The 12,344-nt window shown below is 75.5% G+C and carries 8 protein-coding genes and 1 pseudogene; 6 read left to right on the top strand and 3 right to left on the bottom strand.

Annotated elements, in window-relative coordinates:
• From AB0E19_RS07635 to AB0E19_RS07625, 3 genes and pseudogenes are all read right to left on the bottom strand, one after another.
• Nucleotides 1–362, bottom strand: a pseudogene (locus AB0E19_RS07635) (aminotransferase); the annotation flags it as partial.
• Between the two features lie 100 nt (nt 363–462).
• Nucleotides 463–1,173 (bottom strand): DsbA family oxidoreductase, encoded by a 711-nt coding sequence (locus AB0E19_RS07630; RefSeq protein ID WP_362174820.1) that lies wholly within the window; start codon nt 1,171–1,173, stop codon nt 463–465.
• 143 nt (nt 1,174–1,316) lie between these two features.
• The gene (locus AB0E19_RS07625) at nt 1,317–2,810 is read right to left on the bottom strand and encodes an aldehyde dehydrogenase (NADP(+)) (protein ID WP_362174817.1); all 1,494 of its coding nucleotides are present in this window, start codon (nt 2,808–2,810) and stop codon (nt 1,317–1,319) included.
• A 142-nt stretch (nt 2,811–2,952) separates the two neighbouring features.
• On the opposite strand from AB0E19_RS07625, the gene AB0E19_RS07620 reads away from it, so the two are divergent.
• From AB0E19_RS07620 to AB0E19_RS07595, 6 genes are all read left to right on the top strand, one after another.
• A complete protein-coding gene (locus tag AB0E19_RS07620; RefSeq protein ID WP_169085987.1) occupies nt 2,953–3,723 on the top strand; it encodes an IclR family transcriptional regulator in 771 nt (256 codons plus the stop codon).
• A 96-nt stretch (nt 3,724–3,819) separates the two neighbouring features.
• On the top strand, nt 3,820–5,268 hold the full coding sequence (locus AB0E19_RS07615) for a penicillin-binding transpeptidase domain-containing protein (protein WP_362174814.1): 1,449 nt from the start codon (nt 3,820–3,822) through the stop codon (nt 5,266–5,268).
• A gap of 172 nt (nt 5,269–5,440) precedes the next feature.
• On the top strand, nt 5,441–5,836 hold the full coding sequence (locus tag AB0E19_RS07610; RefSeq protein WP_362174918.1) for a hypothetical protein: 396 nt from the start codon (nt 5,441–5,443) through the stop codon (nt 5,834–5,836).
• 114 nt (nt 5,837–5,950) lie between these two features.
• Nucleotides 5,951–7,114, top strand: coding sequence for an MFS transporter (locus AB0E19_RS07605; RefSeq protein WP_362174811.1), 1,164 nt, complete (start codon nt 5,951–5,953; stop codon nt 7,112–7,114).
• A gap of 398 nt (nt 7,115–7,512) precedes the next feature.
• Complete coding sequence (locus tag AB0E19_RS07600; protein ID WP_362174808.1) at nt 7,513–9,555, top strand: SpoIIE family protein phosphatase; 2,043 nt, start codon at nt 7,513–7,515, stop codon at nt 9,553–9,555.
• The gene (locus tag AB0E19_RS07595) at nt 9,552–12,338 is read left to right on the top strand and encodes a SpoIIE family protein phosphatase (RefSeq protein ID WP_362174805.1); all 2,787 of its coding nucleotides are present in this window, start codon (nt 9,552–9,554) and stop codon (nt 12,336–12,338) included. The genes AB0E19_RS07600 and AB0E19_RS07595 overlap by 4 nt, the downstream gene beginning before the upstream one ends.
• The last annotated feature ends 6 nt before the right edge of the window (nt 12,339–12,344 follow it).

The raw sequence follows: 12,344 nt of genomic DNA, 5'->3' as shown, positions 1-12,344 counted from the left end.
CCGCCGCGGACGGTGAAGGGCGTGATGAGGGAGGAGAAGTCGCCCTCGGGGAAGAGGATCTCGGCCCCGGCGGGCATCGACTGGGCGACCATCCCGGCGTGGACGGCGACCGAGCTGCCGACCGCGACCCGCTCGGGGGCGACCGAGACGAGCCGGGCGAAGGAGGCCCGCGCCTCCTCGACCACGTCGAAGCTGCCGGCGCCGCCCGCCCGCCCGTCGGCGGTCTCCTCGGCGAGGGCGGTCACCGCCGCGACGGTGCGGCGCGGCAGCAACGCGCAGGCGGAGGTGTTCAGATAGGTCCGCTTGGGGGCGAACTCGGCGCCGCCGAGCGGCAGATCGAGGGAGTCATCGAGGGAATCCATGCCCCCACCCTGGGCTCCCCGCGATCGCCCGTCAATGCCGTTCGATCATGGGGAGCCCCCAAGCGCCGCTTATCTCCGCAGGTCAGACCGGTGGGACCGGTCAGTCGCGCGGCGGGACCTCGCAGCCGTCCGGGCCGCAGGCCTCCGCGTCGGCGGCGCCGACCGGCTGGAGGGCGCGGCCCTGCCAGGCCTGCTCCAGGGCCTGGGTGAAGACCTCGGCGGGCTGGCCGCCGGAGACGCCGTAGCGGCGGTCGAGGACGAAGAACGGGACGCTGTTGGCGCCGAGTTCGGCGGCCTCGCGCTCGTCGGCGCGCACGGCGTCGGCGTAGGCGGTCCCGTCGGCGAGGACCGCGCGCGCCTCGGCCTCGTCGAGTCCGGCCTCGACGGCGAGGGCCACCAGGGTCTCGGCGTCGAAGACGGACCGCTCCTCGGCGAAGTTGGCCCGGTACGCGAGGTCGAGGAGCTCGTTCTGCCGGCCGCGCTCCTTGGCGAGGTGGAGCAGCCGGTGGATGTCGAAGGTGTTGCCGTGGTCGCGGCCGTCGGCGAGGTACTCCAGGCCCTCGGAGTGGGCGTTGGAGGCGACGTGCGCCTCCATGGCGCGGGCCTCGTCGAGCGTCCGCCCGTACTTCTTCGCCAGCATCTCCAGGACGGGCCCGGTGTCGCCCTTGGCGCGGTGCGGGTCGAGCTCGAAGGACCGGTGCACGACCTCGACGTCCTCGCGGTGGGCGAAGGCCGCGAGTCCCTTCTCGAAGCGGGCCTTGCCGATGTAGCACCAGGGGCAGGCGATGTCCGACCAGATCTCGACGCGCATGGGTTTCCTTCTCCGGGGGCGGGTGGGGTCTCTCCTCGCGCAACGCCCGCCCCGGCGGATTTCATTCCGCTTACGCCCCGGTGTGAGGCGGAGCACGGGGGCCGCGGCCCCGCGCTCCGGTCGGCGGGGCCCGGTCGGGCGGGTCAGTGCCGGGGCACGCCCAGCGGGTTGTCGTCGCGCAGCTCCGGCGGGAGGAGGTGCTGCGGGGTGGACTGGTAGGCGATCGGGCGGAGCCAGCGCTCGATGGCGGTGGCGCCGACCGAGGTGGCGGTGGAGGTGGTCGCGGGGTAGGGGCCGCCGTGGTGCTGGGCGGCGGCGACGGCGACGCCGGTGGGCCAGCCGCCGACGAGGACCCGGCCGGCGAGCGGGGTGAGGGCGGCGAGCAGGCCGGGGGCGGCGGGGTCCTCGTCGGCGCAGTGCAGGGTGGCCGTGAGGTTGCCGGGCAGCCGGCCGAGGACGGCGGCGATCTCCGCCTCGTCGGTGTAGCGGGCGACGACGGTGACGGGGCCGAAGCACTCCTCCAGGAGGAGGGCGTGCTCGCCGGCGGCGAGCCGCGCCGCGTCGACGGTGAGGACGCCGGGGGCGACGGTGTGCTCGTCGGCGGCGCCGGGGGCGACGGGGGCCTCGACGCCGTCGAGGGCGGCCCGCTCGGTGACGCCGTCGACGAAGGCGGCCCGCATCCGGTGGTCGAGCAGGACGGCGGCGCCGGCCCGGGCGACGCCCTCGGTGAGCGCGGCGAGGAAGCGGTCCCCGTCGGGTCCCGCCGGGGCCAGGACGAAGCCGGGCTTGGTGCAGAACTGGCCCGCGCCCAGGGTCATGGAGCCGGCCAGGCCCGCGCCGGTCTCCTCGGCCCGCCCGGCGACCGCGCCGGGGGTGACGACGACCGGGTTGAGGGAGCCGAGCTCGCCGTGGAAGGGGATCGGTACGGGGCGGGCGACGGCGGCGTCGAAGAGCGCCCGGCCGCCGCGCACGGACCCGGTGAAGCCGACGGCCGCGACCAGCGGGTGGCGGACCAGTCCGACGCCCGCGTCGAAGCCGTGCACCAGGACGACGACGTCCTCGGGCAGGCCGGCCTTGGCGGCGGCGCGGCGCAGCAGGCCGGCGGCCAGCTCGGAGGTGGCCGGGTGGTCGGGGTGGGCCTTGACGACGACCGGGCAGCCGGCGGCGAGGGCGCTGGCGGTGTCGCCGCCGGGGACGGAGAAGGCGAGCGGGAAGTTGCTGGCCGCGTAGACGGCGACGACGCCGAGCGGGATCTTCCAGCGGCGCAGGTCGGGGCGGGGCGGCACGGCCGACGGGTCGGGCAGGTCGATGCGTACGTCGAGGTAGGCGCCGTCCTCGACGACCGCGGCGAAGGCCCGGAGCTGGCCGCTGGTGCGTGCCAGCTCGCCGGTGAGCCGGGGGGCGCCGAGGGCGGTCTCGGCGTCGGCGGTGGCGACGACCTCGTCGGCGGAGGCGTCGAGGAGGTCGGCGGCGGTCCTGAGGAAGGCGGCGCGGACCGTCCGGTCGGCGAGGGACTCCCGGGTGGCGTGCGCGGCGCGGACCGCGCGGTCGACGTCGGCGGCCGTGGCCTCCGTGCCGACCCGCTCGCGAGGCTTCCCCGTCCGGGGGTCCACACTCCACACTGCTGCTGCCGACACGACCACACCCCTGTTCACTATGATGAACGCCGTTCTTGTGCATGAACGCTTCAGGGTGGACTCTAGGGACGCCACGGGCGTTCCCACAAGGTCGCCCGGGAGACAGAGGGTCGTCCGGGAGTCCGGCGAGAAGGGCGGGGACATGGCGGGTGCCGACGCGAACGGTGCGCAGGTGAAGTCCGCGGTGCGGACGGTGGAGCTCCTGGAGTTCTTCGCCGGACGGCCCGGGATGCACACCCTGGCCGCCGTGCAGGAGACCATGGGGTACCCCAAGTCGAGCCTGTACATGCTGCTGCGCACCCTGGTCGACCTGGGCTGGGTGGAGACCGACGCCACCGGCACGCGGTACGGCATCGGCGTGCGGGCGCTGCTCGTGGGGACCTCGTACATCGACGGCGACGAGGTCGTGGCGGCCTCCCGCGTCACCCTCGACCGGCTCTCCGACGACACCACCGAGACCGTCCACCTCGCCCGGCTCGACGGCACCAGCGTGGTCTACCTGGCCACCCGCCAGTCCCAGCACCACCTGCGGCCCTTCACCCGGGTCGGCCGGCGGCTCCCCGCGCACTCGACGGCGCTCGGCAAGGCGCTGCTCGCCGGCCACGACGACGAGCAGGTGCGGGAGCTGCTCCCGAAGGAGCTGCCGTCGGTGACCGAGCACACGATCACCGACCGGGAGCGGCTGATCGAGGAGCTGGCGCGCGTGCGCGAGCTCGGCTACGCGGTGGACCGCGAGGAGAACACCCTGGGGCTGCGCTGCTTCGCGGTGGCGATCCCCTACCGGTCCCCGGCCCGGGACGCGCTGAGCTGCTCGGTGCCGGCCGCCCGGCTGACCCCGGCGCACGAGCAGCTGATCAAGGACGCCCTCTTCGACGCCCGCGACCGGCTGACGCTGGCGACGCGGCGGCTGTGAGGGGGACCGCGGAAGGTCGATGCCGGATGAACGTTTCCTGAGAATCGGACCACAACCGGAACGTCCGCCGCCGCCCCGTTCGTCCCTCCAGGTGCCATGAACAAGACGATCAGGCGCACCTCGGTCTTCGCTCTGCTCCTCGTGCTCGCCCTCCTCGGCCGGGCCACCTGGGTGCAGGCGTACGAGGGCAAGGCGCTCGCGAACGACAGCAAGAACCGGCGGAAGACCATCGCGCAGTACGCGCAGCCGCTCGGGAACATCGTGGTGGCCGGCTCGCCGGTCACCGGCTCCGAGCGCACCCGGAGCGGTGACCTCGCGTACGAGCGCAGCTACACCGACGGCGAGCTGTACGCGGCGGTCACCGGCTACAGCTCGCAGGCGTACGGCGCCACCCAGCTGGAGGGCATCTACTCCGGGATCCTGGACGGCACCGACGACCGGCTGAAGAACCCGGTGGACGCGGTCACCCGCAAGCAGCAGAAGCCGGGCACGGTCGTCACCACGATCGACCCGGCCGTGCAGAAGGCGGGCCACGAGGCGCTCGGGAAGACGAAGGGCGCGGCCGTCGCGATCGACCCGGTGAGCGGCCGGATCCTCGGCATGGTCTCCACCCCCTCCTACGACCCGTCGGACATCGCGGGCACGCACGACGGCGACGCCTGGAAGGAGCTGACCGAGGACCCCGACAAGCCGCTGGTCAACCGGGCGCTGCGGCAGCCGCTGCCGCCCGGCTCCACCTTCAAGCTGGTCGTCGCGGCCGCCGCCCTGGAGGACGGCCTGTACTCCTCCGTCGACGCGCCGACCACGAGCCCGGACCCGTACACCCTGCCGAACACCCGGACCGTCCTGAAGAACGAGAACGCCTCCGCGCCCTGCGAGAACGCCACCATCCGCACCGCGCTCCGCTACTCCTGCAACAACGTCTTCGGCAAGATGGCCGCCGACCTGGGGCAGGACAAGGTGAAGGCGATGGCGGAGAAGTTCGGCTTCAACGACGACGAGCTGGACGTGCCGGTCCGGGCCTACCCGAGCGTCTACCCGTCCGGGATGGACCGGGCGCAGACCGCGCTCACCGGCATCGGGCAGTTCGACGTGACCGCCACCCCGCTCCAGATGGCGATGGTCTCGGCGGTGATCGCCAACGACGGGCAGCTCGCCGCCCCGCACATGGTCTCCGAGGTCGTCGACTCCGACGGCGACGCGCTGCGGTCCTTCGAGGACGGCGACGCCACCCGGATCGTCTCCTCCGCCACCGCCGAGCAGCTGCGCAGCGCCATGGTGACGGTGGTGGAGCAGGGCACCGGCACCAACGCGGCGATCGCCGGGGCGGAGGTCGGCGGCAAGACGGGCACGGCGCAGCACGGCGAGAACAACAGCAAGACGCCGTACGCCTGGTTCACCTCCTACGCCAAGGACCCGTCGACCGGGAAGCAGGTGGCGGTGGCCGTGCTGATCGAGGACTCGGGCGCGGCCCGCTCCGAGGTCAGCGGCAACGGTCTGGCGGCGCCGGTGGCGCAGAAGATGATGGCGGCGGCCCTGAGGTGACGTTCGCGGGGGCCGGATTGGCCCCCGCGGGCCCTCGTGCGATAGGCAAGGTCACGCTCGAACAGAACACGTGTTTCCCGAACTGTCGATCTTGCCGTCGATCTCGCTCGCCTCGCGGAGGACCTTCGTGCGTCGCCTGCACCGCCTGCCCCGTTCGCTCTCCGGCTGGACCATGGCGGTCTTCGGCGTCCTCGCCGCCGCCCTCGGGGTGGTGGGACTGGTCGCCCCGGACGTCCTCCTCACGGTGATGGGCTTCGAGCCGGTGCCGGCCGGCGGGCGCGCGGAGGGCGACCACACGCTGGTCTTCCTCACCGCCTCCTCGATGGCCGCGCTCAACATGGGCGTCTACTACGTGCTCGCCGCGCTCGCCGACTGGCGGGCGTTCTTCCGCTGGACGGTCCCCTTCCGGCTGCTGACCTGCGCGGTCTTCACCGTGGCGGTGATCACGGAACGGGCCCCGTCCGGCTTCCTGGGCGTCGGCCTGTGGGAGGGGCTCGGGGCGGTGCTCACGGGCGCGGCGCTCTGGCGCGAGGACCGCGCCGCGGAGGCCGCGACCGCCAGGACCTAGCCGGAGGGACCGGGACGGAGAGGCCCCGACCGCCGGGAAATAGGGGCCGCGAGCCCTCCGGAATAGGGCGGTTGCCCGATCCCGGAGGGACGCCTCAGACGCGAGTCTCCGTCCATGCGCTGGTATCTGACAGGTGTGGTCGTGTCCGGGTTCGGGACGACGGCGATGTGGCTGGTCTCCGGGATCTGGGTCAAGTCGCTGACGGGTTCGGACGGGCTCGCGGCCCTCACCGCCTTCGCCCTCTGGGCCCCCGCCCTCCTCGGGCCGCTGCTCGGCACGCTCGCGGACCGGGTGCGCCGCCGTCCGCTGCTGATCGCCCTCGACCTCGCCATGGTGGCGGTGCTGCCGCTGCTCCTCTGGGTGACCTCGGCCGACCGGGTGTGGCTGCTCTTCGCCGTCCTGGTGCTGTACGGGGCGCAGGGCGCCGTCCATGAGGCCGCCGAGCAGGCGCTGCTGTCGACCGGCTTCGACAAGGAGCGGCTCGGCTCGGTCAACGGCTGGCGGATGACGGCCAACGAGTCGATGAAGCTGATCGCCCCGCTGACCGCGGCGGGGCTCTTCGCCCGGTACGGGGCCGGTCCCGTGGCCCTCCTGGACGCGGCGAGCTTCGCCCTCGCGGCGGGCGCCTTCGCCGCGATGCGGGTGCGCGAGGAGCGGCCTGCCCCGGTCGCCCGCGAGCGGGGGACGTGGTGGCGGGAGACCGCGGAGGGCGTCCGGCTGCTGGCCGCCTCGCCGGTGCTGCGGCCGCTGGTGGCCACCGGGTCCTTCACCATGCTGCTCGCCGGGGTGAACGGGGCGGCGGTGTACGCGGTGGTGGACGGGCTCGGACGGCCGGCGGCGTACGCGGGCGTGCTGTACGCGGTGCAGGGCGCGGGCTCGGTCCTGGCGGGCCTGACCACCGGTCCGCTGCTGCGCCGGGTGCCGGAGCGGCTGCTCGCCGCGGCCGGGCTCGCGCTCTTCGCGGCGGCGACCGGGGTACGGGCGCTGCCGTACGAGGCGACGGCCCTGGCGGCGAGCGCGGTGATCGGCCTCGGCCTGCCGTGGGTCCTGGTGGCGGCGATGACGGCGGTCCAGCGGGAGGCCCCGGCGGAGGCGGCCGGCCGCCTCGCGGCGACCGCGAACACCGCGCTCTTCGTCCCGAACGCGCTGGCCCTGGCCCTGGGCGCGGCGCTGGTCACCACCGTGGACGTCCGCCTCCTGCTCCCGGCCCTGGCGGCGGCGGGCCTCGCCGGTGCGCTGCGCACGGCCAGGGCGGCGGTGCCGGAGGCCGTGGCCTAGGTCGGACCGTCTCGTGGTGCGTGCCCGCGGGGGGCCGGGGAGCATGGAAGGGGACGTGGGCTCGGCGGGAGGAGGGCAGGGTGACGGCCGGTTCCTTCCCGGAGACGGGCACGGGGACGGGGACGGAGGAGGCACGCGCCGCCGCGCCCGGAAGCACCCCGCCCGGCCCCGGTACCTCTCCCGAGCCGGGCGCCCCTTCCGGATCCGGCGCCTCTTCCGAGCCGGGCACCTCTCCCGGGCCGGGCGCCGCCCCGGGGCCCGGCGCCTCCACCGGCCCCCGTGTCTCCCCCGGACCCGGCGCCTCCCCCGGACCCGGTGGGTCTTCCGGCCCCGGCGCCTCCGCCGGACCCGGTGTCCCTTCCGGTTCCGATTCCGGTTCCGGTCCGCCGGACGGGTCGGTGTCCGGGACCGTGTTCGGCACGCGGGGGCTGCTCGACGTGCTCGGGGTGGCCGCCGTGGTGGTGGACTCGGCCGGGCGGATCGTGCTGTGGAGCCCGCAGGCGGAGACCCTCTTCGGGTACCGGGCCGACGAGGCCCTGGGGCAGTACGTGGCCCGGCTGATCGTCGACGAGGAGCACCGGGCCGAGGCGACGCGGCTCTTCGGCGAGGTCCTGGGGCGCGGCACCACCTGGGCGGGCACCTTCCCCGTACGGCACAAGGACGGGACGACCCGGCAGGTGGAGTTCCGCAACATGCGGCTCACCGACGACCTGGGCGACCTGTACGCGCTCGGCATCTGCGCCGACCGGACCGTCGTCGCCCGGATGGAGACGGAGCTGGCGCTCTCCGACCGGCTGGTCGACCAGTCCCCGCTGGGCCTCGCGGTCCTCGACACCGAGCTGCGGTACGTCCTGGTCAACCCGGCCCTCGAACGGTTCAACGGACTGCCGGCCGCCCGGCACCTGGGCCGGAGGCCCGCCGAGGTGCTGCCGGGCGTGGACGCGGCGCCGCTGGAGGCGGCGGCCCGGCGGGTCCTGGAGACGGGGACGCCGCTGCTCGACCTCCAGGCGATGAGCGCCACCCCGGCGGACCCGGGCGGCGGCCGGCACGCCTGGTCGGTGTCCTTCTACCGCCTGGAGGCGGCCGACGGCCGGGTCCTCGGCGTGGCGGCCTGGGTGGTCGACGTCACCGAGCGGCACCTGGCGGACGCGGAGGCCGGCCGGTCCCGGCGGCGGCTCGCCCTGATCGCGGACGCCTCGGCCCGGGTCGGCACCACCCTGGAGGTGGAGCGGACGGCGGACGAGCTGGCGTCGGTGGTGGTGCCGGCCCTCGCCGACGTGGCCGCCGTCGACGTCCTCGACTCGGTGCTCGCCCTGCGCCGCCCCGGCGTCCCCGAGCAGGGCCCGGCGCTCTTCCGGGCGCTCGCGGTGAAGGCCGGGCACGACACGGAGGCGCTGGCGGCCGCCGACCCGCCGGGCTCGGTCGCGCTGTACGGCGCCGACCGGCTGGTGACCCGCTGCGTGCACACCGGGCGGCCGGTCCTGGTGGCCCGGGTCGGCCCCGAGGACCTGCCGCGGATCGCGCGCGGCCCCGAGGCCGTCGGGCGCCTCGCGCGGGCCGGGGTGCACTCCTACCTGGCGGTGCCGCTGATCGCGCGCGGCGAGGTGCTCGGGGCGCTCGACCTGAAGCGGGACCGGAACAACCCGCTGCCCTTCGACGCGGACGACGTGCTGCTCGCCGTGGAACTGGCGGCCCGCGCGGCCGTCAGCATCGACAACGCCCGCTGGTACCAGAGCATGCGGAACTCCGCCGTCACCCTCCAGCGCAGTCTGCTGCCGGGCGATCCGCCCGCCCGCCCCTGCCTCGCGGCGGCGGCCCGCTACCAGCCGGCGCAGGCGTCGAGCGAGGTCGGCGGGGACTGGTACGACGTGATCGCGCTGCCCGACGAGCGGACGGCCCTGGTGGTCGGGGACGTGATGGGCAGCGGCATCGACGCGGCGGCGACCATGGGCCGGCTGCGGACCGCCGTCCGCGCCTTCGCGGACCTCGGCCTCTCCCCCGGGCAGGTCCTGCGGCACCTGGACCGGATCGCGGTCGGCCTGGAGCCGTCCATCGCCACCTGCCTCTTCGCCGTGCACGATCCGGCGCGGCGGCGCTGCCGGATCTCCAACGCGGGCCATCTGCCGCCGGTGCGGCTCCCGGCCGACGGCCCGGCCGAACTGGTCGCCGTCTCCACGGGGGTGCCGCTGGGCGTCGGCGGGGACACCTTCCGCACCGCGCGGGTGCCGTTCCGCCCGGGCGACCGGCTGGTGCTGTACACGGACGGGCTGATCGAGACCCGGGACGCCCCCATCGACGAACGGCTCGCGCTGCTCGTCCGGCTCGTCGAGGAGACCCGGGAGCTGTCCCTGGAGGAGAGCTGCGACCGGCTCCTGCGGGAGCTGCGCCGCCCCGGCGCCCAGGACGACGTGGCGCTGCTCATCGCCCGGAGCACCGGATGACGGCCCGCCGGGACGGTGCGCGCCCGGGGCGCGGCTCCGGGCTGCGGAGCTTCGCCGGGCAGGTCCTCGCCCTGGAGGCGCTGATCGCCCTCCTGCTGATCGTGGCGGCGGTCGTCGTCACCTTCCAGCAGGCCCGCGGGGACGTGCTGCGGGACGCCCGGATCCGGTCGCTGGCGGTGGCGGAGGCCTTCGCGAAGGCGCCCGGCGTGGACGCGGCGCTGGTCTCGCCGGACCCGACGGCGGCGCTCCAGGAACGGGCGGAGCAGACCCGGGTGGCGACCGGGGTCGACTTCGTCGCGGTCCTCGGCCGGGACGGGGTGCGGTACACCGACTCCGAGACCGGGCTGATCGGCCAGAAGGCGACCGGTGACCTGACCCGGGCGGTGCGGGACGGCGAGTCGTTCACGGAGACCTTCCGCGGCTCGCCGACCGACGCCGTACGGGCCGTGGTGCCGGTGGTCGCCGACGACGGCCGGATCGTCGGCATGGTGACGAGCGGCATCGAGGTGCAGTCGCTCAGCGACGCGGTCCAGGGCCGCCTCGTGGTGCTCCTGGCGGCGGGCGGCGGCGCGCTGCTCCTCGCGGTGGGCGGCGCGGCGCTGGTCTCTCGGCGGCTGCGGCGCCAGACGCACGGCCTGGGCCCGGCCGAGATGACCCGGATGAAGGAACACCACGAGGCGGTGCTGCACGCGGTCCGCGAGGGGGTGCTGATCGTCGGCGAGGACCGGCGGCTGCTGCTCGCCAACGACGAGGCGCGGCGGCTGCTCGGCCTGTCGGCCGACGCCGAGCGGCGCCCGGTCTCGGAGCTCGGGCTCGATCCCCGTACGGTCGAACTCCTGGAGTCGGGGCGGACCGCGACGGACGAGGTGCACCGGGCGGGCGACCGGCTCCTCGCGGTCAGCGTGCGGCCCACCGCCCCGGACGGCCCCGGCGCGGGCAGCGTGATGACGATGCGGGACACCACCGAGCTGGCGGCGCTCTCCGGGCGGGCGGCGGTGGCCCGGGGCCGGCTCCAGCTGCTCTACGAGGCGGGGGTGCGGATCGGGACGACCCTGGAGGTGGTCCGGACGGCGGAGGAGCTGGCGGAGGTCGCGGTGCCGCGCTTCGCGGACTTCGCCACGGTGGAGCTGCTCGAACCGGTGCTGCGGGGCGAGGAGCCGCCGCAGGACGCGACGCTGGCGGAGATGCTCAGGACCGCGCTGAGCGGGGTGCGGGAGGAGCAGCCGCTCCAGCCGGTCGGCGAGGTGATCCGCTTCCACGTGCCGAGCACGCCGATGGCGACGGCGCTGGCCGAGGGGCACGCGGTGGTGCAGGCGGAGCTGGCGGCGGCGGACGGCTGGCGGGCGCAGGACCCGGAGGGGGCGGCCGGGGCGCTGGCGTACGGGATGCACTCGCTGCTCACGGTGCCGCTCCTGGCCCGGGACGTGACCCTGGGCATGGCGAACTTCTGGCGGGCGGACACGGCGGAGCCGTTCGGGGAGGAGGACCTGGAGTTCGCGGAGGAGCTGGCGGCGCGGGCGGCGGTGGCGATCGACAACGCCCGGCGGTTCACCCGGGAGCACGCGATGGCGGTGACGCTCCAGCGGAGCCTGCTGCCGAGGGTGCTGCCCGAGCAGAACGCGGTGGAGGTGGCGTACCGCTATCTGCCGGCGAAGGCGGGGGTGGGCGGCGACTGGTTCGACGTGATCCCGCTGCCGGGGGCGCGGGTGGCGCTGGTGGTGGGCGACGTGGTGGGGCACGGGCTGCACGCGGCGGCGACGATGGGCCGGCTGCGGACGGCGGTCCACAACTTCTCGACGCTCGACGTGCCGCCGGACGAGATCCTCGGCCATCTGGACGAGCTGACCGGGCGGATCGACGAGGAGGGCGAGCCGGCCTCGGGCGGCGACGGCGGCCGGGGCCGGGGGCAGGAGACCATCACCGGCGCGACCTGCCTGTACGCGATCTACGACTCGGCGTCCGGGGTGTGCACGGTGGCGAGCGCCGGGCATCCGGGTCCGGCGGTGGTGGACGCGGAGGGGCGGGTGGAGTTCCCGCCGCTGGCGCCGGGGCTGCCGCTGGGCCTCGGGCTCGGGGACGTGCCGTTCGAGTCGACGGAGCTGCGGCTCGCGGAGGGCAGCAAGCTGGTGCTGTTCACGGACGGGCTCCTGGAGGACCAGGGCCGGGACGTGGGGACGGGGCTGCGGCTGCTGCGCCGGACGCTGGAGCGGCCCGCCCGGAGCCCCGAGCAGATCTGCGCGGACGTGCTGGCGACCCTGCTGTCGCCGTCGCCCCGGGACGACATCGCGCTGCTCGTGGCCCGGACCCGGCGGCTGCCGGCGGACCGGATCGCCGAGTGGGAGGTCGCCCGGGACCCGGCCGCGGTGTCGCCGGTGCGGAACGCTGCGGCGGCCAAGCTGGCGGAGTGGGGCCTCGACGAGGCGGTCTTCGCGGTGGAGCTGATCCTCAGCGAGCTGGTCACCAACGCGGTGCGGTACGGGGTGGACCCGGTGCGGGTGCGCCTGCTGTACGACCGGACGCTGGTGTGCGAGGTGTCGGACGGCAGCAGCACCTCGCCGCACCTGCGGCACGCGGCGGAGACGGACGAGGGCGGCCGCGGGCTGTACCTGGTGGCGCGGTTCGCGGAGCGGTGGGGCACGCGGTACGGGCGGCGCGGCAAGACGATCTGGGCGGAGCTCCGGGTCGGCCCGAACGGCGGGGACGGCGGCCCGGAGGTCGCCGGTCCCGGACCCGCCCCGACGGCGCCCCTGGACCTGGACGCGCTGGAGAAGCTGGCCTGGTGAGGGGGT

The sequence above is a fragment of the Streptomyces sp. NPDC047974 genome (assembly GCF_040653375.1).
In the GTDB taxonomy this organism is placed as follows: Bacteria; Actinomycetota; Actinomycetes; order Streptomycetales; family Streptomycetaceae; genus Streptomyces.
This window is presented reverse-complemented; position numbering and strand designations above follow the sequence as displayed.

Coding starts and splice junctions, on each gene's coding strand:
- AB0E19_RS07630 (WP_362174820.1), bottom strand. CDS start 1,173: ATGCGCGTCGAGATCTGGTCGGACATCGCCTGCCCCTGGTGCTACATC.
- AB0E19_RS07620 (WP_169085987.1), top strand. CDS start 2,953: ATGGCGGGTGCCGACGCGAACGGTGCGCAGGTGAAGTCCGCGGTGCGG.
- AB0E19_RS07615 (WP_362174814.1), top strand. CDS start 3,820: ATGAACAAGACGATCAGGCGCACCTCGGTCTTCGCTCTGCTCCTCGTG.
- AB0E19_RS07610 (WP_362174918.1), top strand. CDS start 5,441: ATGGCGGTCTTCGGCGTCCTCGCCGCCGCCCTCGGGGTGGTGGGACTG.
- AB0E19_RS07605 (WP_362174811.1), top strand. CDS start 5,951: ATGCGCTGGTATCTGACAGGTGTGGTCGTGTCCGGGTTCGGGACGACG.
- AB0E19_RS07595 (WP_362174805.1), top strand. CDS start 9,552: ATGACGGCCCGCCGGGACGGTGCGCGCCCGGGGCGCGGCTCCGGGCTG.